General features: G+C 63.3%; 28 protein-coding genes and 1 other RNA gene. 13 read left to right on the top strand and 16 right to left on the bottom strand.

Translation table 11 applies throughout. The features are described 5' to 3' along the window. Positions 1-7 precede the first annotated feature (7 nt). The 3 genes from ntrX to dusB are packed head-to-tail and all read right to left on the bottom strand — an operon-like array spanning position 8 to position 4,715. A complete protein-coding gene (gene ntrX / locus LZ518_RS03915; protein ID WP_249914722.1) occupies positions 8-1,387 on the bottom strand; it encodes a nitrogen assimilation response regulator NtrX in 1,380 nt (459 codons plus the stop codon). Then, positions 1,387-3,666 (bottom strand): sensor histidine kinase NtrY-like, encoded by a 2,280-nt coding sequence (locus LZ518_RS03910; RefSeq protein WP_249914721.1) that lies wholly within the window; start codon positions 3,664-3,666, stop codon positions 1,387-1,389. The genes ntrX and LZ518_RS03910 overlap by 1 nt, the downstream gene beginning before the upstream one ends. 50 nt (positions 3,667-3,716) lie before the next feature. Next, a complete protein-coding gene (dusB, locus tag LZ518_RS03905) occupies positions 3,717-4,715 on the bottom strand; it encodes a tRNA dihydrouridine synthase DusB (protein WP_249914720.1) in 999 nt (332 codons plus the stop codon). Positions 4,716-4,767: 52 nt separating this feature from the next. On the opposite strand from dusB, the gene LZ518_RS03900 reads away from it, so the two are divergent. After that, a complete protein-coding gene (locus tag LZ518_RS03900) occupies positions 4,768-5,922 on the top strand; it encodes a bifunctional 2-C-methyl-D-erythritol 4-phosphate cytidylyltransferase/2-C-methyl-D-erythritol 2,4-cyclodiphosphate synthase (RefSeq protein ID WP_249914719.1) in 1,155 nt (384 codons plus the stop codon). Then, entirely contained in the window at positions 5,915-6,421 is a 507-nt protein-coding gene (locus tag LZ518_RS03895; RefSeq protein ID WP_249914718.1) for a CinA family protein, read from the top strand. The genes LZ518_RS03900 and LZ518_RS03895 overlap by 8 nt, the downstream gene beginning before the upstream one ends. Here the strand turns inward: LZ518_RS03895 and LZ518_RS03890 are convergent. Further along, positions 6,382-6,843 carry a type II toxin-antitoxin system RatA family toxin gene (locus LZ518_RS03890; protein ID WP_249914717.1) on the bottom strand — a complete coding sequence of 154 codons (462 nt, stop codon included), beginning with the start codon at positions 6,841-6,843 and terminating at the stop codon, positions 6,382-6,384. The two genes, LZ518_RS03895 and LZ518_RS03890, sit on opposite strands and share 40 nt — an antisense overlap. Next, on the bottom strand, positions 6,843-7,781 hold the full coding sequence (gene lipA / locus LZ518_RS03885; protein ID WP_249914716.1) for a lipoyl synthase: 939 nt from the start codon (positions 7,779-7,781) through the stop codon (positions 6,843-6,845). The genes LZ518_RS03890 and lipA overlap by 1 nt, the downstream gene beginning before the upstream one ends. Positions 7,782-7,849: 68 nt before the next feature. Between lipA and LZ518_RS03880 the strand changes: the two genes are divergently transcribed. After that, on the top strand, positions 7,850-8,485 hold the full coding sequence (locus tag LZ518_RS03880) for a carbonic anhydrase (RefSeq protein ID WP_249914715.1): 636 nt from the start codon (positions 7,850-7,852) through the stop codon (positions 8,483-8,485). Positions 8,486-8,543: 58 nt separating this feature from the next. On the opposite strand, the gene LZ518_RS03875 is transcribed toward LZ518_RS03880, so the two are convergent. Continuing rightward, positions 8,544-8,876 (bottom strand): YMGG-like glycine zipper-containing protein, encoded by a 333-nt coding sequence (locus LZ518_RS03875; RefSeq protein ID WP_249914714.1) that lies wholly within the window; start codon positions 8,874-8,876, stop codon positions 8,544-8,546. A gap of 114 nt (positions 8,877-8,990) precedes the next feature. On the opposite strand from LZ518_RS03875, the gene LZ518_RS03870 reads away from it, so the two are divergent. Further along, complete coding sequence (locus LZ518_RS03870; protein ID WP_249914713.1) at positions 8,991-9,725, top strand: NYN domain-containing protein; 735 nt, start codon at positions 8,991-8,993, stop codon at positions 9,723-9,725. A 21-nt stretch (positions 9,726-9,746) separates the two neighbouring features. After that, complete coding sequence (locus LZ518_RS03865; RefSeq protein WP_249914712.1) at positions 9,747-10,175, top strand: DoxX family protein; 429 nt, start codon at positions 9,747-9,749, stop codon at positions 10,173-10,175. Here LZ518_RS03865 and LZ518_RS03860 read toward each other — a convergent pair whose 3' ends face one another. Next, positions 10,176-10,463, bottom strand: a complete 288-nt coding sequence (locus LZ518_RS03860) for a DUF1905 domain-containing protein (RefSeq protein ID WP_249914711.1) — start codon at positions 10,461-10,463, stop codon at positions 10,176-10,178. Between the two features lie 111 nt (positions 10,464-10,574). Here LZ518_RS03860 and LZ518_RS03855 point away from each other — a divergent pair, with 111 nt between their 5' ends. Then, positions 10,575-11,054 (top strand): hypothetical protein, encoded by a 480-nt coding sequence (locus tag LZ518_RS03855; RefSeq protein ID WP_249914710.1) that lies wholly within the window; start codon positions 10,575-10,577, stop codon positions 11,052-11,054. Beyond that, positions 11,054-11,440, top strand: a complete 387-nt coding sequence (locus LZ518_RS03850; RefSeq protein WP_249914709.1) for an amino acid-binding protein — start codon at positions 11,054-11,056, stop codon at positions 11,438-11,440. The genes LZ518_RS03855 and LZ518_RS03850 overlap by 1 nt, the downstream gene beginning before the upstream one ends. Positions 11,441-11,444: 4 nt before the next feature. Here LZ518_RS03850 and ettA read toward each other — a convergent pair whose 3' ends face one another. From ettA to LZ518_RS03830, 4 genes are all read right to left on the bottom strand, one after another. Then, a complete protein-coding gene (gene ettA / locus LZ518_RS03845) occupies positions 11,445-13,124 on the bottom strand; it encodes an energy-dependent translational throttle protein EttA (protein ID WP_249914708.1) in 1,680 nt (559 codons plus the stop codon). Between the two features lie 158 nt (positions 13,125-13,282). Then, positions 13,283-14,920 carry a long-chain fatty acid--CoA ligase gene (locus LZ518_RS03840; RefSeq protein ID WP_249914707.1) on the bottom strand — a complete coding sequence of 546 codons (1,638 nt, stop codon included), beginning with the start codon at positions 14,918-14,920 and terminating at the stop codon, positions 13,283-13,285. Between the two features lie 73 nt (positions 14,921-14,993). Continuing rightward, positions 14,994-15,317 (bottom strand): YbaB/EbfC family nucleoid-associated protein, encoded by a 324-nt coding sequence (locus LZ518_RS03835; RefSeq protein ID WP_249914706.1) that lies wholly within the window; start codon positions 15,315-15,317, stop codon positions 14,994-14,996. Beyond that, positions 15,317-16,951, bottom strand: coding sequence for a DNA polymerase III subunit gamma/tau (locus tag LZ518_RS03830; protein ID WP_249914705.1), 1,635 nt, complete (start codon positions 16,949-16,951; stop codon positions 15,317-15,319). The genes LZ518_RS03835 and LZ518_RS03830 overlap by 1 nt, the downstream gene beginning before the upstream one ends. A gap of 82 nt (positions 16,952-17,033) precedes the next feature. Between LZ518_RS03830 and ffs the strand changes: the two genes are divergently transcribed. Both ffs and LZ518_RS03820 read left to right on the top strand, forming a co-directional pair. After that, positions 17,034-17,128: signal recognition particle sRNA small type (gene ffs, locus LZ518_RS03825), an RNA gene on the top strand. Between the two features lie 54 nt (positions 17,129-17,182). Continuing rightward, positions 17,183-17,890, top strand: a complete 708-nt coding sequence (locus tag LZ518_RS03820) for an EF-hand domain-containing protein (protein ID WP_249914704.1) — start codon at positions 17,183-17,185, stop codon at positions 17,888-17,890. Here LZ518_RS03820 and LZ518_RS03815 read toward each other — a convergent pair. Genes LZ518_RS03815 through LZ518_RS03805 form a run of 3 tightly spaced genes read right to left on the bottom strand, consistent with a single transcriptional unit; the run spans position 17,887 to position 20,398 of the window. Continuing rightward, positions 17,887-18,219, bottom strand: coding sequence for a 2Fe-2S iron-sulfur cluster-binding protein (locus LZ518_RS03815; RefSeq protein WP_249914703.1), 333 nt, complete (start codon positions 18,217-18,219; stop codon positions 17,887-17,889). The two genes, LZ518_RS03820 and LZ518_RS03815, sit on opposite strands and share 4 nt — an antisense overlap. Then, on the bottom strand, positions 18,216-19,328 hold the full coding sequence (locus LZ518_RS03810) for a cysteine desulfurase family protein (protein WP_249916492.1): 1,113 nt from the start codon (positions 19,326-19,328) through the stop codon (positions 18,216-18,218). Before LZ518_RS03810 ends, LZ518_RS03815 begins: the two co-directional genes overlap by 4 nt. Then, positions 19,325-20,398, bottom strand: coding sequence for a cysteine desulfurase family protein (locus tag LZ518_RS03805; protein WP_249914702.1), 1,074 nt, complete (start codon positions 20,396-20,398; stop codon positions 19,325-19,327). Before LZ518_RS03805 ends, LZ518_RS03810 begins: the two co-directional genes overlap by 4 nt. A 118-nt stretch (positions 20,399-20,516) precedes the next feature. Between LZ518_RS03805 and LZ518_RS03800 the strand changes: the two genes are divergently transcribed. Continuing rightward, on the top strand, positions 20,517-21,173 hold the full coding sequence (locus LZ518_RS03800) for an alpha/beta hydrolase (RefSeq protein WP_249914701.1): 657 nt from the start codon (positions 20,517-20,519) through the stop codon (positions 21,171-21,173). Positions 21,174-21,324: 151 nt separating this feature from the next. On the opposite strand, the gene LZ518_RS03795 is transcribed toward LZ518_RS03800, so the two are convergent. Next, on the bottom strand, positions 21,325-21,492 hold the full coding sequence (locus tag LZ518_RS03795; RefSeq protein WP_249914700.1) for a hypothetical protein: 168 nt from the start codon (positions 21,490-21,492) through the stop codon (positions 21,325-21,327). Positions 21,493-21,542: 50 nt separating this feature from the next. Between LZ518_RS03795 and LZ518_RS03790 the strand changes: the two genes are divergently transcribed. Further along, on the top strand, positions 21,543-21,797 hold the full coding sequence (locus tag LZ518_RS03790; protein ID WP_249914699.1) for a hypothetical protein: 255 nt from the start codon (positions 21,543-21,545) through the stop codon (positions 21,795-21,797). Here LZ518_RS03790 and LZ518_RS03785 read toward each other — a convergent pair. Further along, complete coding sequence (locus tag LZ518_RS03785) at positions 21,794-22,741, bottom strand: threonine ammonia-lyase (protein WP_249914698.1); 948 nt, start codon at positions 22,739-22,741, stop codon at positions 21,794-21,796. The two genes, LZ518_RS03790 and LZ518_RS03785, sit on opposite strands and share 4 nt — an antisense overlap. A gap of 179 nt (positions 22,742-22,920) precedes the next feature. On the opposite strand from LZ518_RS03785, the gene LZ518_RS03780 reads away from it, so the two are divergent. Both LZ518_RS03780 and LZ518_RS03775 read left to right on the top strand, forming a co-directional pair. Further along, entirely contained in the window at positions 22,921-24,108 is a 1,188-nt protein-coding gene (locus LZ518_RS03780; RefSeq protein ID WP_249914697.1) for a type III PLP-dependent enzyme, read from the top strand. 107 nt (positions 24,109-24,215) lie between these two features. Beyond that, positions 24,216-25,301, top strand: a complete 1,086-nt coding sequence (locus LZ518_RS03775; protein ID WP_249914696.1) for a 1,9-bis(guanidino)-5-aza-nonane synthase — start codon at positions 24,216-24,218, stop codon at positions 25,299-25,301. Positions 25,302-25,322: the final 21 nt, after the last annotated feature.

Raw genomic sequence — 25,322 nt, 5'->3', positions numbered from 1 at the left:
GCTGCGGCTATTCCTCATCCCGCTTGTCGCCCAGGCCAAGCGCCTTGAGCTTGCGGTGAAGGGCCGATCGCTCCATTCCGATGAACGAGGCGGTCCGGGAAATATTGCCCGAAAAGCGGCGGATCTGGATCTTCAGATATTCGCGCTCGAAGCTTTCCCGCGCCTCGCGCAAGGGCGAGCCCATGATCGCCATCGACGCGCCGCCCAGCCCCGCCGACCCCTGGGAATCGATTACTTCGGGGGGCAGCAGGTCAACCTCGATGCAGCCGATCTGATCGCCAGGAGTGAGGATCAACGTCCGCTCGATGATGTTCCGGAGCTGCCGGACATTGCCCGGCCAGTCGTGGGCCTGGAGCGCGGCAATTGCCTCCTTGGACAATTCCGGGGTTTGAATTCGCCGCTCGGCCGCAAAACGGGCGAGGAAGTGGTTGACCAGTTCGGGGATATCCTCGCGCCGCTCGCGCAGCGGCGGGATCCGGACCGGAACGACGTTCAGGCGGTAATATAGGTCCTCACGGAAGCGCGCAGCCGCAATTTCGTCGGCAAGGTTGCGCGACGTCGCCGACAAAACCCGAACGTCGACCTTGACCGGGCGCTGGCCGCCGACCCGGGTGTAGCTTTGGTCGGTCAGGACCCGCAGGATCTTGGCCTGCGTCGTCGCCGGCATGTCGGCGATTTCGTCGAGGAAGATGGTTCCGCCGTGAGCCTGTTCGAGCAGGCCGGGGCGGGATACGCCGCCCTGCTCGCTTCCGAACAGCTCTTCCTCGACACGGTCCGGGCTCATCATCGCCGCGGAGAGGACGATGAACGGGGCGGCGGCGCGCGGGCTCCAATTGTGGATCATTCGCGCGGCGATTTCCTTGCCGACACCAGCGGGCCCGGTGATCATCACCCGGCTCCCGGTCGGAGCCACACGCTTCAAGGTTGCCCTCACCGTATTGATCGCCACCGAGGTGCCGTCGAGCTGGTCGTCGGGACCAAGCTGGGTCCGCAGGGTCGCCACTTCGCGGCGAAGCCGGTCGGTTTCGGTGGCGCGGCCGACAAGGTGGAGCAGGCGATCGGCCTTGAACGGCTTTTCGATGAAGTCGACCGCGCCTTCCCGGATGGCGGCGACGGCGGTGTCGAGGTTGCCATGGCCGGAGATCATCAGCACCGGCAGCGTGGCGTCGCGCCGCTTGATCTGTTCGAGCAGCTGCAGCCCGTCGAGCTTGGAGCCCTGGAGCCAGACGTCGAGCAGCACCAGGCTGGGACGGCGATCGTCGATGGCGTCGAGCGCGGCATTGCTGTCGGCGGCCGAGCGCACGGCATAGCCTTCATCCTCCAGCACACCGGCTACCAGCTCGCGGATATCCGCCTCATCGTCGACCACCAGCACCTCAAGCGCCATCAGCTATGGTCCTCCTCGTCATAATCCTCATCTTCGCCCTCGCCGGGCGCGGCTGCGTTCGGTTCCTCGGTCGCCAGCGCCTCGAGCCGGTCGGCATCGAAGGCGATACGCACCCGGGTCCCTCCCCCCGTCCTGTCGAGAAAGGCGATCTCGCCAAGATGTTCCTCGACAATCTTCTTGACGATGGCGAGGCCGAGGCCCGTCCCGCGGACGCGGGTCGTCATATATGGCTCGGTCAGCCGCTCGCGGTCCTCGGGCAGTCCCACGCCGGTGTCGGTGAGGTCGACGACCAGCTGGTCCGCTTCGCGCTTGATGCAAAGGTCGATGCGGTCTCCATCGGAATGTTGTTCTCCACGATTTCGCCTCAATTCAATGGCTTCCACCGCGTTCTTGACGATATTTGTAAGCGCCTGGCTGAGCTGCCGCCGGTCGCAGACCATGCGGATGTCACCCGACGGCGGATCGATGCTGAAGCTGATGCCCGGATGGGCAACCTCATGCAGGAACAGGGCGGCCCGGGCGATGTCGTGAACATTCTCGTCGCGGAACACCGGCTTCGGCATCCGGGCGAAATTGGAAAATTCGTCGACCATCCGCCGCAGGTCGCCAACCTGCCGGACGATCGTGTCGGTCAGGCGGGCGAAGGTTTCCGGATCGGACGTGACTTCTTCGCCGTAGCGACGCTGCAGCCGTTCCGCGGCAAGCTGGATCGGGGTCAGCGGGTTCTTGATTTCATGGGCGATCCGCCGGGCAATGTCCGACCAGGCGGCGCGGCGCTGGTCGCTCAGCTGGTCGGTGATATCGTCAAAGGTCAGCACCGATCCATCGGCGTAGCGCATCCGCTTGACCGCCAGGGTGCGCTGCCCTTCGGCCAGATGGACCAGTACGTCGGCGTCGCGGCTCTCTCCACTGAGGAATTCGCCAAGCTCTGGCGAAACGTCGCCGAGCTCGCTGCCTTCGATGCTGTTCCCGCCCCGCTGCATCAGCGTTTCCGCCGACCGGTTCGTCAGCAAGATGCGGCCCGATCCGTCGAGCGCGATGACGCCGGCGGTCACGCTCGACAGCACCGCCTCGATGAAGGCGCGCCTTGTGTCGAGCTGCTCATTTGCGCTGATCAGCGCCCCGGTCTGCTCCTGGAGCTTTCCGGTCATGCGATTGAAGGCGGTCCCCAGCGTCGCCAGCTCGTCATCGGGATCGCCGATGATCGGAACTCGTGCGGTGAAATCCCCCTCCTCGATCCGGCCTGCGGCATCGACCAGCTCTTCAACCGGACGGAGAAGGCGATCGGCAATCTTCAGCGCGGCGAAAATGGCTCCGGCCGCGACGATGAGAGCCAAGGCGAGCAGTGCAGCGTTGAACTGGAGCTGATTGATCCGACTCCGCTCGAGGAGTTCGCGATAGTCCGTAAGGACGCCGGTGGCGCTTTCGATCTGTTTCCGGAAATCGCTGGTGACTTGTTGTGCCACATAGAGATAGGCGCCGGGGTCATTGGTTAGCGGGGTGATGACGGCGATCCGTCCCTGCGTCACGACCTCAGCTGCTTGCGTGTCGCCTTTGAGTTGGGCCAGTGCTTGGGCGACGCGCGATGGATCGATGAGCCCATCAACGTAATTGACGCCGCTTAACACCACCATCGGCTGATTTGGCGTAACTCTAATAACCGCGGCCTCGTTGAGACCGCGCTGATAGGTTTGGTAGGCAACGAATTGGTCGAAGCGCGGGTTCGCCATGGGCTTGGGACCCATATATTTATAGAAATCGGAAACCATGGTGACTGCCTCGCCACCAACGCGATTGACCTCACTGGTGTAAGTCGACTGTGCCAGCTGGGCCGTATTTTCCAGCATCCCCTTGGCGCGATCCGAGAACCAGAACTCCAATCCCGATTGCAGCAGGAACGACGCGAAAATGGCGATAATGACCGTTGGAACCGCCGCGATCACCGAGAATAGCGCGACCATTCGCGTATGAAGCTGGCCGGTGCCGATCGCTCGCGCGACCGCCCGCGCCCTTGCGATTCTCCGCGACAAGAGCACCATCAACGCGATGGCTGGAATGAGGTTACCAATAAGCAGAACTGCGATCAGCCCGGGAGACAGCATCGTCCCGGGCGCGCCCCCGCGGGTCAGCAGTAAATAGCTAAGCACCAGCATGCCGGCGAACAGCGCGGCGCTGGCGTAGGTGGCCCAATCGTAGATCCGGCCGCTTTCCTTCTCGCGAGCGAGCCAGCGGGGAATCGGGCGTTTCTTCAGGTCAGATTCGAGTGTCTGCACATCCATGCCAGGCAAGGCCTAGCATGGACGCGTTGCATAAAGAACACAGTTTCTAGTCAGGCGGCCGACCGCGCGAGCCAGGGCGAATAGAATTCCTCGAGCATCGCGGTGACGACCTTGGGATCGTCCTGGGTGTTGACCCGGTTACGGAACTCGGCCGAGCCCGCCAGCCCCTTGGTGTACCAGCCGATATGCTTGCGGGCGAGATTGACGCCGGTCTGCACGCCATAGAGCGATTGCATGGCGTCATATTGCTCGAGGATCAGGTCGAGCTGCTCGTCCATCGAGGGGTCGGGCCTGTGACCGTCGGCGGAAAGATCGCTCATTACCTGCCCCAGCAGCCAGGGCTTGCCGTAGGCGCCGCGGCCGATCATCACCCCGTCGGCGCCCGACTGCGCCAAAGCCGTGCGGGCGTCCTCAAGGCTGCAAATGTCGCCATTGACGATCACCGGCAGCGTGGTCGCCTGCTTGACCGAACGGACGAACGCCCAATCGGCCTCGCCCTTGTACATCTGGCAGCGGGTGCGGCCATGAACGGTGATCATCTTGATCCCGAGGTCCTCGGCGATGCGGGCGAGCTCCGGCGCGTTGAGACTGTGATGGTCCCATCCCATCCGCATTTTGAGCGTCACGGGCACCTTCACCGCCTTGACGGTCGCGTCGATGATCGAAGCGGCCAGCGGCAGGTCGCGCATCAATGCCGACCCGGCATCGCCATTGACTACTTTCTTGACCGGGCAGCCCATGTTGATGTCGATGATCGCCGCGCCGCGCTGCTCGTTGAGCTTTGCCGCCTCGGCCATTTCGACAGGTCCGCAGCCGGCAAGCTGGAGCGACACCGGCTCCTCGCTCGGATCCCAGGCCGCCTTCTGGAGCGACTGGCGGGTCTCGCGGATCATTGCCTGGCTGGCGATCATCTCACTGACGGTAAGGCCTGCCCCGTAGCGCTTGACGACCTTGCGGAACGGCAGATCGGTGACGCCCGTCATCGGCGCCAGAATGACGGGCGCGTCGATGGTCACCGGACCGACGTGGATGGGCTTTACCAGGCTCATGGGAGGGCGCGCCTTTACAGGAAGGGCCGGATACGGGCAAGGCGCGGCGCCAATGACTAAGCAAACCGTCACCGCCCTCATCGTTGCCGCCGGCTCCGGAAGCCGGCTCGGCGGAGGAATAGCCAAGCAATTTCGCCCGATCGGAGGCAAGGCCGTGCTGGCCCATGCGGTCGACGCATTGGCGTCACATCCGGCGATTGACGCAGTGCGCGTGGTCATCGGACAAGGTCAGGAAGAAATGGCCGGGCAGGCCCTTGGCCAGCGCGATGTCGGCGAGCTTATCATTGGCGGCGCCGAGCGGTCTGACAGCGTTCGCGCCGGCCTCACCGCGATCGATTGCGACGTCATCCTGGTTCACGACGCCGCCCGTCCCTTTTGCCCGCCACAGGTGATCGACCGGCTACTGGCTGCGCTGGAAAAGCATCAGGGGGCGGTACCGGTCCTGTCGATACCCGACACAATCGCCCGGGCAGGCGAGACGCTCGGCGTTCCACTCGACCGGACCGACGCCGTGCGCGTGCAAACCCCGCAGCTCTTCCGGCTTGCGGATCTCAGCGATGCCTTCGCCCGCTGGACGGGCCCATCGCCAACCGATGAAGCAACCGTCGCGAGGGCCGCCGGGCTGACCATTGCGGCGGTCGAGGGCGATGTTCGGCTCGACAAGCTGACCGGGCCTGCCGATTGGGCCCGGGCCGAAGCTATGCTAGCCGCACGCCTGATCAGCCGCACTGGCTTGGGTTTCGACGTTCATGCCTTTGCCGGCGAAGGGCCGATCATGATGGGCGGGATCGAGATTCCACACGAACGCGGCCTGGCCGGCCACAGCGATGCCGATGTCGTGCTACATTCAATTACCGATGCGTTGCTGGGCGCTGCCGGCCTGGGCGACATCGGCCAGCATTTCCCCCCATCTGAACCCCGGTGGAAGGGTGCTAATAGCGAGATCTTCCTGGCCCATGCCGCGACGCTGATCCGCGAGCAGGGTGGGCTGATCGACTTTGTGGACTGCACGGTGATTTGCGAAGCGCCCAAGCTGCACCCATATCGCGACGTCATGCGGTCACGCATCGCCGAAATATTGCAACTTCCCCAATCCAGCGTGAGCATCAAGGCCACTACCACCGAGCGACTTGGCTTTGCCGGGCGCGGAGAGGGAATCGCGGCCCAGGCGGTGGCGACCATTCGGATGGACCCAAATGATGAGTGATTACCTTCTTCCTGATGACCTGGTCGCCAAGGCGCGGGCAGTGATCGACGCAAACCGCCAGGCAGGCCGACGGGTCGCCGTCGCCGAAAGCTGCACCGGCGGGCTGGTCTGCGCCGCCCTGACCGAAATACCCGGGTCTTCGGACGTGCTCGAAGCCGGCTACGTCACCTATTCCAACCAGGCCAAGATCGCCGAGCTGAATGTCTTTCCGGACGTCGTCGAGACGTTCGGCGCGGTCAGTGTCGCTACAGCCTGGGCGATGGCGCAGGGCGCGCTCGAGGCATCCGGAGCCGACGTCGCGGTCGCGATCACTGGTATCGCCGGACCCGATGGCGGAACCGAGCAGAAGCCGGTTGGAACGGTGGTATTCGCCCGCGCCGAGAGGCGGGCCGGCCCGGACGAAATCGTGGCGGACCAACAATTGTTCGATGCCAAGGAAGGCCGTTCGGGAATTCGCCGTCAGGCGGCGCTTTGCGCGCTCGACCTGCTGATGCCGTAGAGCTGCTCGGCGCGCTTTTCGAACGCGCCCGTCATGCGCCGCAGCGCCCGGTCGAACATCGATCCGGCGAGACTCTCGAAAATCCGCGACTTGAACGCGAAATCGACCGAAAAATGGACGTTGGTGCCGCCCTGCGGCGCGGGTTCGAAGCGCCATTCATTCTTCAGATATTTTAGCGGGCCTTCGATGTAGTCCACGCAGATATGCCCTGGCCGCTCCTTGGTCACACGGCTGGCGAACCGCTCCTTGAACGCATTGAAGCCGACGATCAAGTCGGCGACCATCTCATGCTCGCTGTCGGACCGGATGCGGACCGCGCTGACCCATGGCAGGAACTCGTCATAGCTGCCGACGTCGGCGACGAGGTCGAACAGCTGATCCGGGGTATATGGTAGGTGGCGCGTCTCGCTATGCCGCGGCATCAGGCGATGACGCCCCCTGCCCTCGCCAGCTGGGCGTTGCGGGCATCGCGCATCTTCTGGAAATCGTCGCCGGCGTGATAGCTCGACCGGGTCAGTGGCGATGCCGCGACCAGCAGGAAGCCCTTGGCCCGGGCAATCGAGGCGTAGGCCTTGAACGCGTCGGGCGTAACGAACTCCTCCACCTTGGCATGCTTCGGCGTCGGCTGGAGGTACTGGCCCATCGTCAGGAAATCGATCCCGGCCGAGCGCATGTCGTCCATCACCTGATGGACCTCGAGCCGCTCCTCACCCAGCCCGACCATCAGCCCTGACTTGGTGAAAATCGACGGATCGAGCTTCTTGACCTGCTCTAGCAGACGCAAGGAAGCGTAATAGCGCGCGCCGGGACGGATCGTCGGATAGAGCCTCGGCACGGTCTCGAGATTGTGATTGTAGACGTCAGGCCGCGCCGCGACGATCGCCTCTACCGCTGCTTCATGCTTGTTGCGGAAGTCGGGGGTCAGGATTTCGATCGTCGTATGCGGAGTTTCGCGGCGCAGCGCCTCGATCACCTTGACGAATTGCGACGCGCCGCCGTCGGGCAAGTCGTCGCGATCGACTGAGGTAACGACAATATGCTCAAGGCCGAGCTTGGCCGCGGCGATGGCGACATGCTCCGGCTCCAGCGGGTCGACCTTCATCGGCATGCCGGTCTTGACGTTGCAGAAGGCACAGGCCCGGGTGCAGGTGTCGCCAAGGATCATCACCGTGGCGTGCTTCTTGGTCCAGCATTCGCCGATATTCGGGCAGGCAGCTTCCTCGCACACCGTGGCGAGGTTCAGGGAGCGCATCAGCTTGCGCGTCTCATGATAGCCTTCGCTGACGGGTGCCTTGACCCGGATCCAGTCGGGCTTGCGCTGCTTGGGCGCCTGGGGAGGAACAGGAAGCGGAGCGTTCATGCCGGGCCAGATAGCGATTTGGATCCCGACTTGCCACCCCTGCCCCGTTGCCGGTAGCGAGCGCGGCGATGACTCGCTTTTCCGACATGCTCGACGGCTATCGCCGCTTTCGCACGACCGACTGGCACAATGAGCATGAACGATGGGCCGAACTGGCCGAAGGCCAAAGCCCGAGAGTCATGGTCCTTGCCTGCTCCGACAGCCGAGTCGAGCCGGCCGTGATCTTCGACGCCAATCCGGGCGAGATGTTTGTCGTCCGCAACGTTGCGGCGCTGGCCCCGCCGTTCGAAACGACACCGGGTTTGCATGGCGTTTCCGCCGCGCTGGAATTTGCCGTGACACAATTGGAGGTCGAGGAAGTGGTCGTGATGGGCCACGGCCTGTGCGGCGGCTGCGCAGCGGCACTGACCCGGAAATTCGACCATGCCGCGCCGGGCGAAGGCCACTTCATCGCCGAATGGGTGAGCCAGCTGGACGAAGCGCGCGACCGCGTTACCGCCAGGCATAGCCACCTGGATCGCGACGCATTCCTCGAAATGGAGTGGGAGGGCGTGCGGGTCTCGCTCGCCAATCTCCGCACCTTCCCCTGGGTCGCGGAGCGGGAGGCCGATGGCAGGCTATCGCTGCACGGCTGCCATTTTTCGATAGCGGATGGCAGGCTCTACATACTCGACGAGGCGGAAGAAACCTTCCGCCCCGCCTGAACTTACATTGCTAAATATCTAGCGACGATACTCTTCGCTGACGCCGTCCCCCGGACGGCTAGCAACGAGTATTATAATCGTAGATCGGGTTGCCGTACTGGTCGACGTAATAGCAATAGCCGCGGGTATCGCGATAATATTGCCGTCCCTTGATCACCGCACCGGCGACGCCGCCCAACACCGCGCCAACGACGGCACCGGTTATCGGGTTCACACCGGGAACCACGGCACCAACGACCGCGCCCGTGGCGCCGCCGATCGCCGCGCCAGTCGCGACGCGACGGCCCTGCGAGTCATATTGATAGCCGCCATTGTAGCCATAGGGATCGGTGGCGCAGCCGGAGACTGCGATGCTGCTTGCTATTATGGACGCAAAAACTAGACGCTTCATCACAACATCCTTCCTGAATCTTTTTCGCCGTTCGTGGCATTAAAGCGTTCAGACGCCGGTTTCGTTCCGACCCCGTTGCGGAATGAACGGCAGATAAACAGAACGAAAGACTCGATGGCTGACCGTAACGACTTTGCCGAATCCGAGCTGAACATTGCCTTGCTGATCGACGCCGACAACGCCTCGCCGGACCATATTGACGAGGTGCTTCTGGTGCTGGGAGAGCTTGGCACGATCAATATTCGCCGGGCCTATGGCAACTGGGCCAAGACCAGCCTCAAGGGCTGGGGTGCGTTAACCGGACTGCATTCGATCGTGCCGATGCAGCAGTTCGACGTGGTCAAGGGCAAAAGCTCCACCGACATGCGGATGACGATCGACGCGATGGACCTTCTCTATCGCGGTCACGTCGACGGGTTCGGCATCATGTCATCGGATTCCGACTTCCTGCCGCTCGCCCAGCGGATCCGCGAGGACGGCCTGCCGGTCTACGGTTTCGGAACCGCCAAGACCCCGACCAGCTTCCAGCAGGCCTGTACCCGTTTCTTCGATGTTGCAGCGCTGGCGGCGGCCGAGGCCGAGGCACTGGAGCAGCCGATCGTTGGCGAAGGCCAGCGGCCGATCGATACCGAGCTGCTTCACGTCCTGGGCAACGCCTTCAAAGCCTCGAAGCGGGACGAGGAAGGCTATGCCGCGCTCAGCGAAATGGGCCAGCGAGCCAAGGCCGTGTCGAGCTTTGCGGTCCGCAACTACGGCTTCAACCGGCTGTCGGACCTGATCAAGGCGCTGCCCAATTTCGGCACCAAGGTCGGCGATGACGGCCGGATGATGGTCAAACGGCTGCGCTAGGCGAAGGCAGGGAGGCAATCGATGGCGGAAGGCCGTTTTGGACCGCAGGCGCTGAGCCTGCTTCGAATCGTTGCCGCGCTGCTGTTCCTCATGCACGGCACCGGCAAGCTGTTTGGCTTTCCGGCAATCGGCATGAATCCACCAGTCCTCTCAATGTTCTGGATCGCCGGCGTAATCGAGATCTTCGGCAGCCTGTTGCTGATCGCCGGCCTGTTTTCGCGGCCGGCGGCCTTTCTGCTCTCGGGAGAAATGGCCTACGCATATTGGACCGTGCATGCGCCGGACTCGACCTTCCCCCTTTTGAATCATGGCGAGTCTGCGATCCTGTTCTGCTTCATCTTTCTGGCTGTCGCAGCGGCAGGGCCCGGACCATGGAGCCTCGACGCGAAGCGCAACAGGACCGTCGTCAGAACCGAGGATGCGACCGGCGAACCGCTGCCGGAAGGTTGATCAGAGCAGGTCGAGCGTTACGGTCACCCGATCGCCGGCGGAAATGCCGGCGCGCCGGCAGACATCGATCTTCATCGGCAGGAAATAACCGCCGCTCTTCTGTGGAAAGACCGACGTCCGCCACACGATCTCGCCGATGGTGCATTCGACCTTGACCGAGCGGAATCCGCGCGGATTGAGGAAGGCGTGAGCCCGGATTTCGAGCGATGCATCCTCGGCGATCGTCAGGAAGTGCGAACCGCCCTCCCCGTTCGACCAATATTGCAGGGGCGCGGTGACGGCGATCATGGCTGCTTGCGCCGGAATTCGGCTTCGCTGGCGAAACAGATGGGCATATGACATCCTTTGCAGCAGGACGAAGCTGTATTATATGAGCTATACAGTCAAACGAGGCCTGGAATGTTAAGCCGCATTTTCTGGATTGGGATAGCCGGAGTTGCGCTGATCGCGGGAATGATCCTGCAGGACGGCAACGGAATATTGTCATGGGGCGATGACTCCGATCATGCGCGATCCGTCGCGGAGCGGATCGAGGCGCGCGTCGACCGCACCATCGATCATAGCTTCGACAAGATGACGGTAGTCAGCAGCGACGGCGAGGAAGTCGACGTGCCGGCGGAAACCAAGCGCGCGCTGGCCGACGCGGTCGGCCGGCTGGTCAAGGCCGAAACCGACCTCGCCCTGCTCCGCGTCCGCGACGGGACCGACGAGGAAGTTGCGGCGGCCGATGTCCGGCGGGACCAGGCGCGAGCCGATCTGGAAAGGCTGAAGGATCAAATCAACCGCCAGAAGCAGCTGACTGCGGATGGCCGCGACGAGCTCCGGGACCAGATCCGCGAGGACATTCACGAAACCGTCCGCGCAGCCGTCAAGAACTGATGTTTGACGTTTCCATCGCTCTGCCGGGCCAACCCGGATCGCTGGCACGCTTCGGCGAAATCCTGGGCGCTGCAGGCGTCAGCCTGGAAGGCGGCGGCGTGTTCACCGTCGACGGCGTCGGATACGCCCATTTTTTGGTCGAAGATGGCGAAGCCGCGCGAGTTGCGCTCGAAAATGCCGGGATCGGCATTGCGACGGTGCGGCCGGTATTGATCCGTCGGCTGAAGCAGGAAATTCCGGGCCAACTTGGCGCGATCGCCGGCGCCCTGGCCGATGCCGGAGTCAATATAGAGACCCAGTACAGCGATCATGCCAACCGGCTGATCCTGGTCGTCGACGACATGGCAGCCGCCGAACGCGTGACTGCCGATTGGGTCTCCGCGTAGCGACTTACCTCGTCAGCTTGCGGTAGGTCGTCCGGTGCGGGCGGGTGGCTTCCTCACCCAGGCGACGGACCTTGTCTTCCTCATAGGCCTCGAAATTACCCTCGAACCATTCGACGTGGCTGTCGCCCTCGAACGCCAGAATGTGGGTCGCAAGCCGATCGAGGAAGAAACGGTCGTGGCTGATGACCACGGCGCAGCCGGCGAAATTCTCGATGGCCTCCTCGAGGGCGCTCAACGTCTCGACGTCGAGGTCGTTGGTCGGCTCGTCGAGCAGCAGCACATTGCCGCCGCGCTTAAGCATCTTGGCGATGTTGACGCGGTTGCGCTCGCCGCCTGACAGCTTGCCGACATTCTTCTGCTGGTCCTGGCCCTTGAAGTTGAAGGCGCCGACATAGGCTCGGGTCGACTGGTCGTGGCCGTTGACCTTCATATAGTCGAGGCCGTCCGAGATCTCCTCCCAGACATTATTCTTGTCGTTGAGGTGATCGCGGCTCTGGTCGACATAGCCGAGGTGGACGGTCGGGCCGATATCGACGTTGCCGGAGTCCGGCTGTTCCTGGCCGGTGATCAGCTTGAACAGGGTCGACTTGCCGGCGCCGTTGGGGCCGATCACACCGACGATGCCGCCGGGCGGCAGCGTGAAGGACAGGTCGTCGAACAGCAGCTTGTCGCCATAGGCCTTTGAGATGTTGTTGACCTCGATGACCTTGCCGCCAAGCCGCTCCGGCACCTGGATGAGGATTTCGGCCTTGCCCGGGACATGCTTTTCCTGGGCGGCGACCAGCTGGTCGAACTTGGCGATACGCGCCTTGGACTTGGTTTGGCGGCCCTTGGGGCCCTGCCGGATCCACTCAAGCTCGTCCTTGATCGCCTTCTGGCGACCGGATTCCTCACGATCCTCCTGCTCAAGGCGCTTGGCCTTCTTCTCCAGGTAGGTCGAATAATTTCCCTCGTACGGGAAGTATTTGCCGCGATCGATTTCGAGGATCCAGCTGACCACATTGTCGAGGAAGTAGCGGTCGTGGGTGATCATCAGCACCGCGCCGGCATATTCCTTGAGATGGCTTTCCAGCCACTGGACGCTTTCGGCGTCGAGGTGGTTGGTCGGCTCGTCCAACAGCAGGATCGACGGCTTCTGGATCAGCAGGCGGGTCAGCGCGATGCGGCGCTTCTCGCCGCCAGACAGATTTTCGACCGGCCAGTCCGACGGCGGGCAGCGCAGGGCCTCCATCGCCACTTCAAGCTGGTTGTCGAGCGTCCAGCCGTCGACCGCGTCGATCTTTTCCTGGAGGGTACCCATTTCCTCCATCAGCGCGTCGAAATCGGTGTCGTCCCTGGGGTCGCCCATCTCGGCCGAGATCGCGTTGAAGCGATCGACCATGTCAGCGACATCGCGAGCACCGTCCTTGACGTTTTCAAGCACGTTCTTGGTCGGGTCGAGGTGCGGTTCCTGCGGCAGAAAGCCGACGGTTACATTCTCGCCAGGCCAGGCCTCGCCCTGGAAGTCCTTGTCGATGCCGGCCATGATTTTCATGAGGGTCGACTTGCCGGCGCCGTTGGGGCCGACGATGCCGATCTTGGCGCCGTGATAGAATTGCAGGTTGATGTGGCTGAGCACCGGCTTTTGCGCGCCGGGGAAGGACTTGGTCATGTCCTTCATCACAAATGCATATTGGGCGGCCATTGGGTCGCGACATCCTTCAAATGCGGGAATTTGGCAGGGCAAATAGGGGAAGGACGCCGCGGAATCCAGCCCTACCCGTCGCCCCAGCGCAGGCTGGGGCCCATGTCAAATTTTGCATGGATGCCAGGCTTCGCTGGCATGACGAAAGAGGGAACAGCCTAATCCCTGCCCACCATGTCCTCGACGCCGGCGAAGCGGTAATCGCGAAACTGCTCACGCAGCGTCTTCTTTGAAAGCTTGCCGGTGGCGGTATGCGGCAGCTCATCGACGAATTCGATCGCATCAGGCAGCCACCATTTGGCGACATGGACAGTCAGATGCTCGCGGATTTTGACTGCGCAGACGTCGCTCCCGTCCGTCCTGACGCAAACCAGCAGCGGCCGTTCGTCCCATTTGGGATGGGGAATGCCGATTGCGGCGGCTTCCGCGACGCCCGGGCAGCCAACCGCCGCATTCTCCAGGTCGATCGAGCTGATCCATTCTCCGCCCGACTTGATCACGTCCTTGGACCGGTCGGTGATCTGGACGGTGCCGTCGGGATGGAGCGCCGCGACATCGCCAGTGTCGAACCATTCCCCGTCCTCGGTCGCGTCGGCGTCCGCCTTGAAATAGCGCTTGATCACCCACGGGCCACGGGCCTGCAGCCGGCCCGATGTCTCGCCATCGCGTGGCAAGACATTGCCATCGTCGTCCACCGTGCGCAGCTCGACGTTGAAGGGCACCCGTCCCTGCCGCGAAATATAGTCGACCTTTTGATCGACTGAATATTCGTTCCAACCGAGGGGCCGCGAGCCGCAGGTGCCGATCGGAGAGGTTTCGGTCATGCCCCAGGCGTGGCCAACCTCGATGCCCCGTTCCAGGAACCAGCGGATCATGGCGCGCGGTGCGGCAGACCCACCGATGGTGACCTGTTCCAGGTCACCCAATTCCTCGCCGGTCCGCTCGATATATTCGATCATTGTCAGCCAGATGGTGGGAACGCCGGCGCTGTGGGTAACCTGTTCTTCGCGGAACAGCCGGCACATGCGGTCCGGGCGATAGTCAGCCGACAGGACCAGCTTGCAGCCGACCATCGGCGCCGCCCAGGGCACGCCCCAGGCGTTGGCGTGGAACATCGGCACGATCGGCAGAACCACGGCGCGCTTGGACAGGTTGAAGATGTCGGGCGAAGCCTCGGCCAGCGTGTGGAGCATGGTCGAGCGATGCTCGTAAAGCACCCCCTTGGGATTGCCGGTTGTCCCGCTGGTGTAACAGAGGCCGCAGGGATCGCGTTCGTCGCCTTCGACCCACTCATAATCGCCGTCATGGGGGGCCAGCCATTCGGCGAAGCCCAAGTCGCCGTTCCAGCCCTCGGGCGGATCGTAGCAGATATATTTTTCGATAGTCGTCCAGTGCGGCTTCATCCGCTCGACCACGCCCGACCAGACATGGTCGTAAATCAACACCCGGTCCTCGGCATGGTTGGCGATATATTCGAGCTGTTCGTCGAACAGCCGTGGGTTGATGGTGTGGAGAATCCCACCCATGCCGATCGCGCCGTACCAGCTGGTCAGGTGATGGCTGTGGTTCATTGCCAGCGTGGCAACGCGATCCCCGGGGCCGATGCCAAGCGCTTCGAGCGCCTGGGCCATCCGCCGGGCGTCTCGAGCGATGCTGCGCCAGTTGGTTCGGCTCGTCGTGCCATCGGCCCAAGCGGTAACGATTTCGCCATCGCCATGCTCGCGCTCGGCGTGGTCGACCAGCCGCATGACGCGGAGCGGCCAGTCCTGCATTGCACCCAATGTTTGCACGCCCATTCCCCCGCGCGTCTCAAGCTGTCAGCTTTGCCACGCTCCGGCCCGGATACAAGTGCTTATTTTGGGCGGCTTTTTAGAAAGGAAGCTTGAATCCGGGCGGCAGCGAAAGTCCAGCCGTCATCGACTGCATCTGCTCGCCGGCGGCGGCATCTGCCTTCCCACGGGCATCGTTGATCGCCGCTGCGATCAGGTCTTCCAGCATGGATTTTTCGGCCGGAACCAACAGGCTGTCGTCGATGGCCACGCCGAGAATGCGGCCCTTGGCGGTCGCCTTGATCTTGACCAGGCCCCCGCCCGACACGCCCTCAACTTCGACCTTGTCGAGATTTTCCTGCGCCTGGGCAAGTTGCGCCTGGGCGGCTTCGGCCATTTTCATGATTTCATCGAGGCTGGGCATTAGGCTTCTTTCCGGTCAATCGATTCCAGGGTTGCGTCGGGAAATTCATCAAGCAGCGCGCGGACATTTTGTTCCTCGAGGACGGCTGAGCGCATCCGTTCTTCCGCCATGACTTCCTGCTGCTGAAGCGAGGGCGATCCGCCCTCGTCGGTCAGGCGCACCTGCCAATTCTGGCCAGTCGCGGCCTTGGCTGCGGCAGCCAGCTCTCGCGGGAATTCCGGGCCGAGCGGCTTCAACGGCTTCAACACCAACTCGCCGGGTTCGAAACTGACCAGGCCGACATGATCGCGCAGCTGGACGCCAAGCAATTGCTTGCCTTGCTTCTCTACTGCATCGACCAGCGACGGATAGTCTGTCGGCACGCTGGCCTTCGCTCCGGGCGGTGCCGTAGCGCTTGGCGCCGCTGGAGCGGCAACTGACGTGCCGCCGCCCGACAGCATCGCGGCAAGCGCCGAGGGATCAGGCATGTCGGCGGCATGGATCAAGCGCAGCAGGGCCATGGTCGCCGCCTCATGCGGATCAGGGGCGATGCGGACATCCTCCAATCCCTTGAGCAGCAGCTGCCATAGGCGATGGAGGCTGCCCCAACCAAGGCGCCCGGCCAGCTCGGCGCTATGCTCGCGCTCCTCGGCGGACTGCAGCATATCGGCCTTGGCCCCGGCCTTGGCGCGGGTCACGGCGTGCATCGATTCCATCAGGCCGCGGAGCAGCGAGCCTGGCTCAATGCCCAGCGCATGGGCCTCGTCGAGCTGCTCGAGCGTCGCGGCAAGGTCCCCAGTCAAGAGGGTTTCGAGCAATCGGCGGATACGCCCGCGGTCAGCCTGACCGAGCATGTCGCGCACCTGTTCCGCAGTGACCTTGCCTTCTCCATGCGCAATCGCCTGGTCGAGGATCGACAGGCCGTCCCGGGCGGAGCCTTCAGCGGCGCGGGCGATTGCGTGGAGGGCCTCCGGCTCGACCTCAACATTCTCCGCAGCCGCAACCCAGGCGAAATGCTCGGCCAGTTTCTCGGCCGGGATGCGCCTGAGGTCGAACCGTTGGCAACGCGACAGAACCGTCACCGGAACCTTGCCGACCTCGGTGGTGGCGAACAGGAATTTCACATGTGCCGGCGGTTCCTCAAGCGTCTTGAGGAGCGCGTTGAACGCGCTCTTCGACAGCATGTGAACTTCGTCGATAATGTAGATTTTGTAGCGCGCGGAGACACTGGCGTAGCGCACCGCCTCGATAATCTCCCGAACGTCGTCGACCCCGGTGTGAGAGGCAGCGTCCATCTCGATCACGTCGATATGGCGGCCCTCCGCAATCGCCCGGCACGGCTCGCAAACGCCGCATGGCTCGATGGTCGGCCCGCCGTGCCCGTCCGGGCCGATGCAGTTCAGCGCCTTGGCGACGAGCCGCGCGGTCGACGTTTTGCCGACCCCGCGCACCCCGGTCAGCAGGAATGCGTGGGCAATGCGGCCGCGCTCGATCGCGTTGCCGAGCGTCTTCACCATCGCGTCCTGGCCGATCAGCTCGGCGAAGGTCTGCGGCCGGTATTTGCGGGCGAGCACGCGATAGTGCGCCTCGTCATTTGGCCGCTCGGGCAGTTCGGGAAGGTCTAGGCCAAGGCCCGGCGATTCGTCGTCAGTCATCGAGGATGGTTTAATGATCTCGACCCGGCTTTGCGAGGCGCGAGTATTGCTTGCATCATGTGAGCCATGTCCCCATATGGCGCGCGGAAGTCGGCGGACGGCGCTGTCGCCAACCTGGTCAGATCCGGAAGGAAGCAGCCACAACGATTTCGTGCCGGGTCGTCGGCTTCCACCGCTCCCAAATGCCAAGCCCTTCATCGGCCGTTCACGCGATGGGACCGAGGTAGCCTCATGCCGCTTGTCGCGCCGATCATCGCTCTCCTGATGTCCGCCGCCGCGGCCGACGAACCGCCGATCACCGTGAAGGCCTATCCCTGGGCACCATTCATCAGTCCGATGGGCGAGCCGTTTCGCGGACGGGCGACCGCCGAATCTCCCATCGCGCGATGGTTCGGGCAGGCGGACGCAAACCGGGACGGCGTGCTGACCGCCGACGAAATGCAGGCCGATGCCGACCGCTTCTTCGCCAAGCTCGACGATAATCACGATGGCCAGATCGATCCCCAGGAAATCACCACCTATGAGTGGGAGGTCGCGCCCGACGTCCAGGTGAACACGGACTGGAAGCGGCCCCGGGGCGACACTGCTCCCAAGCCTGAACCGGACCGGGACCACCCGTTCGGCGATGACCGGAAACGAGGAGACCGATACGACGGCTATCGGTTGGACGGCCTTCAGGGGGGCGCCCGTTACGGGCTGCTCAATATCCCTCAGCCAGTGGCCAGTGCCGATGCCGACTTCAACCGGGCAGTCACGCTTGCCGAGTTTCGACAGGCCGCTTCCACCCGGTTCAAGCTGCTCGACAGCGATGGGCAGGGACGCCTCACGCTTGCGGCGCTGGAAGCCCGGTTGCCCACCCGGCCAAAGGGGAAAGGCGAGAAGCACCGCAAGGGCGAGTTTGACAGCCGGGTCGGCCAGCCGCTGCCCAAGGGCGACTAGCGGTCGAGGTTATAGGCTCCGCCGGGCATCTGAACGGTGATGGTCCCGACGTCATCGCTAAGGTTGATCTGACACGCCAGACGCGACGTCGGGCGGACCTGCCAGGCAAGATCGAGAAGGTCGTCCTCTTCCTCGCTGGCAGGCGGCAAGCGGTCGAAGTCCTCCTTCGCCACCACCACATGGCATGTCGAGCAAGCCATCTGCCCCTCGCAGGCACCTTCGAGCGGCTGGCCTTCGCGCTGTGCGAGGTCGAGTAAATTGGTGCCGGACGGTGCCTCGATTTCATGGTCGAGTGTCCCGTCGGCCTTCAGAAACCGGACCTTGATCATGCCGGAAGCCGGGCCTGGGCGTTGGCGGTCTCGTTGATCCGGCGGCAGGCCGAGGCCAGCTCCTCCTCGCCAGTGTAGCGTCCGAAACCGAGGCGGATCGAAGAGCGCGCCTGCTGGTCGCTCAGCCCAATTGCGCGGAGGACGTGGCTGGGACGGCCGGAGCCGCTGGCGCAGGCGGAGCCGAGCGAAAAGGCGATATTGCGCATGTCCGAGATCAATCTCGCGCCGTCCAGGCCGTCGCGGCGAAGGTTGAGATTTCCCCGGTAGCGATGGGCCACACTACCATTAATATTCCAATTCTGTCCGAGTGTTGTCAGCGCAAGCTCATATAATTTCTCAACATGTACCGCATCGGCGTCGCGCCGTTCGGACGCTAGTTGTGCCGCCTCGCCCATCCCGACGCACAAGGCGGGCGACAATGTGCCGGAACGCAGGCCCTGCTCCTGCCCACCGCCATGCAACAGCGGCTCGGGCTCACAGCCGCTCCGCATCCACAAGCCACCAACTCCCTTCGGGCCGTGGATTTTATGGCCCGACACGGCAACCAGGTCCGGTCCATCGGGGATCGCCAACCGGCCAAAGCCCTGCACGGCGTCGCACAGCATCAGTGCGCCGGCCCCGTGGGCAAGCCGCGCAAGTTCGGCGATCGGCTGGATCACGCCGATTTCATTATTGACCAGCATCGCCGCGACCAGCGCCGTATTGTCGTCGATCGCGGCTTCGGCCATGTCGCGATCGATGCGACCGTCCGCGCCAACCTGGAGCCGGACGACCTCAATGCCCTTCCCTTCGAGCCACTCGGCGGTATCGAGCACCGCGGCATGTTCGGTAGCGACGGTGACCAGCTTGCGGCGCTTGGCGGTCTCGAAAACGCCCTTGAGCGCCCAATTGAGCGCCTCGGTCGCGCCGGAGGTGAAAGCGAAGTGCCCGCCGCCGAGGCCCAGCGTCTTTTCAACCTGCCCCCGAGCGACCTCGATCGCCGCTGCCGCCTCACGGCCCCATTTGGAGGGACTGTGCGGGTTGGCGAACTTCTCCTCGATCCACGGCCGCATCCCGGCCGCCACCTCGGGAGCAACGGGCGTGGTCGCCTGGTAATCGAGATAGATCATGCCGCCCGAGCGCGGCTCGCGATCCGCGACCATTCGGCGAGGAAGGCATCGACCTCTGCTTCGGTCGTCATCGGACCGAAGCTGATCCTGAGGAAGCCGCCGGCGATTTCTGGCGCGACGCCCATTGCCGACAGCACGGCGCTTTCCTTCATCTTGCCCGACGAGCAGGCGCTGCCGGCGGAGACGGCGATGCCGGCCAGATCGAACTGAACGAGCAATGCGGCGCTCGATGCGCCGGGCAGCGATATGGCACCGATGGTCGGCAGGCGTGGACTGTCTTCACCGATCACCACTCCGCCGGCGGCCCTTACACCCTCGTCGAGCCGCGAACGAAGGGCGGCAAGCCGCTCCATATCATAGGGCTTTGCCGATAGCGCAGCGGCAAAGGCCAGCGCGCTCGGCGCGTCCTGGGTGCCGCGGCGATAACCCTTTTCCTGCCCGCCGACCGGCTCCAGCGTGCCGAGGTCCCTGACCAGCAGCGCGCCAAAACCCGGCGTCGCGCCCAATTTGTGCGCCGAAAGGGCGATGAAATCGGCGTCAGGAAGCGGATATTTGCTGGCGCTCTGCGCGCAGTCGGCCAGCAACAGCGAGCCGGCCTCCCGGATCATCGGCGCCAATCGCTCAAGCGGCTGCAGGATCCCGGTCTCGTTATTGACCATCTGGATCGCGACAAGTGCCGGTCCTTCCGCAAGGATCGCTTCGAGCGCTGTTTCGTCGATCAGGCCGCCGGCATCGACCGGAACGACCTTCGAGCTTGCCCCCATCGCGTGCGGCACAATGGCATGCTCGGTCGCGCCATGGGCGCGGCCAGGAATGCGCGCGCGCGCCGCGACGATTTCGACCGATTCACTGGCGCCGCTGGTGAAAATGACGTCATGACGCCAGCCCAATACCTCGGCGACGGCCGACCTGGCCTCTTCCAGCGCCGAGCGCGCCTTGCGCCCCTCGGCATGCGGAGAGCTGGGATTGGCCCAGGCGTCATAGCCGCGTTCAAGCGCCGCCCGAGCCTCGGGCAGGACGTTGGTCGTGGCGGCATGATCAAGGAAAATTCGAGTCGCTGAATCGGTCATGTGAAATCTACAGAATCCTGCCGTTGCCAGAGGTTGCGCCAGCCCTATATAGGGTCCGCCGCCGCGGTGCATCCCTTCCGCGGATTTTCAGTCCTAGTAGCAGGCGAAGCGACCACCCATGCCCGAAGTGATTTTCCCCGGACCCGAAGGCCGTCTGGAAGGCCGTTTCAGCCCGGGACCGCGCCCGCGTGCGCCCGTCGCCATGATCCTGCACAGCCACCCGCAGGCCGGCGGGACGATGAACAACAAGATCGTCCAGCTGCTCTACAAGGATTTCGTCCGCCGCGGCTTCGCCACGTTGCGCTTCAACTTCCGCGGTGTCGGCAAGAGCCAGGGAACGTTCGACAATGGCATCGGTGAGCTGAGCGATGCCGCTTCCGCGCTCGACTGGGTCCAGCAGATTCACCCCGAGGCGGAGCAAACCTGGGTCGCAGGTGTCAGCTTCGGCGCCTGGATCGGCATGCAGCTTCTGATGCGACGCCCGGAAATCCGCGGCTTCATCTCGATCGCGCCGCCGGCCAACATGTATGATTTCAGCTTCCTCGCCCCCTGCCCTGCATCGGGCATCATCATCCAGGGCGAGGCCGACGAGGTAGTGACGCCTGGCGCGGTCCAGAAGCTGGTCGACAAGCTTCGTACCCAAAAGCACATCACAATCGCCCACGACACCATCCCGGGCGCCAATCACTTCTTCGCCAATGAAATCGACCTGCTGATGAAGAGCGTGGACGGCTATCTGGACTATCGTTTGGACCCGAGCTGCCCGATCAGGTGAGGCACCATGGTGCGTCATCCCGGGCTTGACCCGGGATCCGCCTTTTCTTCCTTTGGCCAAAGAAGGCAGACCCATGATCGGCATGCGGTACTGTCTGGGGGACAGTACCGGTCCGATCATCAAGGCCGGGGTGACGGGGTTGGTTCCGGAACTAAAGCGTCCAGATCAGCACATTCCCGACGAAAATGATTCCGCAGGCGATCATTAGCAGCCCACGCTGACGTTCCTCTGGCCTCATCGCCAGTTTCACGCCGAAGATCAGCAGCAGGATTGCCGCGATCATGGTGACCGCGAGCGCGGCGGAGGCGACGGTGCTCAACGATTGCCCTTTCATTGCTTCTTAACCCATCCGGCCCATGGTCTACGCCCATGCGCGATGTCCAGCAGCAACAGGCGCGCCTCGAGGAGGCGTTCGAGCGGATCGAAGAGACGATTCTGCCGTGCATCGCCATGATGCTCGACACGCTGCTCGACGCTTCGGCCAATCTATCCGAAATCGACCCGAAGGTGCTGATTGCCGAGCTCCAGACGCTGGCTGCCGAGCTTGAAGAGCTGACCCGGGCGGTCGAGCGCAATTCGCCGGCCCATGTCGAGCCCGGCGAATATCGGATCGCTTCCGCCTAGCTGACCAGGCGAGCGTGAAGCGCGGGGTCGATATTCCCGCCCGACACCAGCGCCACCGTCTCCGGGATGATTTCCACCTTGCCGGATAGCAGAGCCGCCATCGACACCGCGGCGCCCGGCTCGACGACCAGCTCATGCTCCTGCCAGGCCCAACGAACGGCTGCTACCGTTTCCTCCTCGCTGACCGCCACTCCACGGGCATCGCGATCCTTGAGAATGCCCAGGGTAAGCGGCGAAACTCTTAGCGTCTGGATCGCATCGCAGAGGGTCGGCGGCGGGTTTGGGCCTACCGGCACAATTTCTCCCACCTCCAGCGATTTCCGCATGTCGTCCCAACCTTCCGGCTCGACCGTGACGATCGCGGCATCGGGACAGGCAAGGGCAAGTCCCGATGACAGGCCGCCGCCGCCGCAATTCACCAGTATCTGTGCAGGCGATGCACCAAGCTGGTCGATTATCTCCAGTCCTGCCGTCCCCTGGCCGGCAACGATGTGAGGATCGTCAAAGCTCGGCACGACGACCGAGCCTTTCTCCGCCCCCAATCGAGCGGCGATTTCCTCTCGGTTCTCGGTAGCGCGGTCGTAGAAGATGATCTCCGCGCCATGGGACCTTGTGCCTTCGATCTTCTTTGCCGGCGCGTCAGCCGGCATGACAATGATGGCGTGAATGCCAAGGCGTTCGGCGGCAATTGCCACGCCCTGGGCATGGTTGCCGGAGGAAAAAGCGACCACGCCGCGACGGCGCTGCTGCTCGTCAAGCAGCATCAGCCGATTGGTCGCCCCGCGCAGCTTGAACGATCCGCCGGTCTGCAGGCATTCGCATTTGAGCCATATGCGTTGCCCGCGAATCCGTGACTCAATTAATGGCGTTCGCTCGACCGAGCCTGAAATTCGTTCCCTGGCCGCCAGAATATCGTCGCGGGCCACTTGAGGATAATTACCCAAACCCTTCAACTCCTTGCTCTTTCTGCGAACCGTTTCTTGCCGGGGACCAACACGGGACTAGGGCTCCAAAAAAACTTTACATGGGGGACCCCCGCACATATATCGCGCCTCCGCTGCCCCATGGGACTTCCAACCGCAAGGCAGCTTTGTCTCGATCTACCAGTTGGAGGTCCCTTGAGTTGCACAACCATCATAGCGCGCTGGGGCTAGCTACCGCCCTCCGACCGGTTCAGCCGGTCACGCTACTTCGTCCGCATGCCGCCACGCGTGCCGCCCGCTTCTTTGCCGAGAAGTTTCCGGGCAAGTCGCTCTATGCGGTCAAGGCCAACCCCTCGCCTTCCCTCCTGAAGGTGCTGTGGGATGCGGGGGTCACCCATTACGACGTTGCTTCGCTTGGAGAGGTCCGGCTGGTGGCGGAAACGCTGCCAGACGCGACGCTGTGTTTCATGCACCCGGTCAAGGCCGAGGAAGCGATCGCCGAGTCCTACTTCAACTATGGCGTGAAGACCTTCAGCCTCGATACGCTTGAGGAGCTGGAAAAGATCGTCCGTGCCACCAAGGGTGCCACCGATCTCAACCTGCTGGTTCGCCTGCGTGTTTCGTCGGATCACTCCAAGCTCAGCCTCGCCTCGAAATTTGGGGCCGAGCCGCATGAGGTCAAGCCGCTGCTGATGGCAGCCCGCCAGGCGTCCGACGCGCTCGGCCTCTGTTTCCACGTCGGCAGCCAGGCGATGAGCCCGACGGCCTTTGCCGAAGCGATGACGCGTGTCCGCGATGCTATCGTGGAGGCAGCGGTCACGGTTGACATCGTCGATGTCGGCGGGGGCTTCCCCAGCTGGTATCCGGGCATGGAACCCCCGGCCCTCGAAGCCTATTTCGAGGTCATCCACCGCTCGTTCGAAGAGCTGCCGATCAGCTATTCCGCCGAGCTTTGGTGCGAGCCGGGCCGTGCGCTGTGCGCGGAATATGCCAGCGTCCTTGTCCGCGTCGAAAAGCGCCGCGGCAGCGAGCTGTACATCAACGACGGCGCCTATGGCGCGCTGTTCGATGCGGCGCATATCGGCTGGCGCTACCCGGTCAAGCTACTCCGCGAGGAAGATTCGAACGTCAAGGATGCGGCGTTCAGCTTCTACGGGCCGACGTGCGACGATCTCGACCATATGGCGGGGCCGTTCATGCTGCCCGCGGACGTGCAAGCCGGCGATTATATCGAGGTTGGCATGCTCGGCGCCTATGGCTGCGCCATGCGCACCGGCTTCAACGGATTCGGGGTCGAGGACCATGTCGTCGTCACCGATGAACCGATGGCATCGCTCTACACGGACGTACCGGAACGCGAGCGTACTTCGAACGTCATCACGCTGTAGCAACGGCATTATTTATTTAATCGTCATCCCCGCGAAAGCGGGGACCCAGACTTGATTTTTTGCTAGGTTCCCGCTTGCGCGGGAATGACGAACAATTGGAGCATTCCATGACCACCGACACGCTGAACAAGGTCCAGGACGTCGACGCCCTGGCCAACGACACCCGCAAGGCGGAGCTGCTGAAGAGCGAGGTCGAGCATATCGACATCACCAGCTTCGATGCCCGCCCGATCGTCGAGGCCATGGGCAAGATGAGCTTCACCAGCCGCGACCTTGCCCGCGCCGCCGGTATCTACAACCAGATGCTGGCCGATCCCAATTGCTCGGTTTGGCTGGTGATTGCCGGATCGACCTCGGCCGGCGGCTGCATGGACCTTTATGCCGAGCTGGTGAAGAACAATATGGTCGACGCCATCGTCGCCACCGGCGCCAGCATCGTCGACATGGATTTCTTCGAAGCGCTTGGTCACAAACATTATCAGGCGCTCGAAATCCCTGACGACGACACGCTGCGTTCTCTCTACATCGACCGCATCTACGACACTTACATCGACGAAGTGGCCTTGCAGGATTGCGACTATACGATCGGCAAAATCGCCGACAGCCTGGAACCGCGCCCTTATTCGAGCCGCGCCTTCATCCGCGAAATGGGCAAGTGGCTGAGCGAAGGGAACGGCAAGAAGGACAATAGTCTGGTCAAGCTCGCCTATGAGCATGACGTGCCGATCTTCTGTCCGGCGTTCACCGACAGTTCGGCCGGGTTCGGCCTGGTCAAGCACCAGGTCGACGCGATGAAGCGCGGCGGCCACTGGATGACGCTCGACAGCATCGCCGACTTCCGCGAGCTGACCGATATCAAGATTGCGGCCGGGACCACCGGCCTGCTGATGATCGGCGGCGGCGTTCCGAAGAATTTCGCGCAGGACACCGTGGTTTGTGCCGAAATCCTCGGCCACGAAGATGTCGAAGTGCATAAATATGCCGTGCAAATCACCGTCGCCGACGTTCGCGACGGCGCCTGCAGCTCATCGACCCTCCAGGAAGCAGCCAGCTGGGGCAAGGTTTCGACCGCGCTCGAGCAGATGGTCTACGCCGAGGCTACCTCGGTCCTGCCGCTGCTGGCCAGCGACGCCTATCACCGCGGTCATTGGCAGGGCCGAGACAAGCGGCGCTTCGCCAGGCTGTTCGAATAGATCGGTTGCCAACCGAAACGA

The sequence above is a fragment of the Sphingomonas brevis genome, assembly GCF_023516505.1.
Lineage (GTDB): Bacteria > Pseudomonadota > Alphaproteobacteria > Sphingomonadales > Sphingomonadaceae > Sphingomicrobium > Sphingomicrobium breve.
This window is presented reverse-complemented; position numbering and strand designations above follow the sequence as displayed.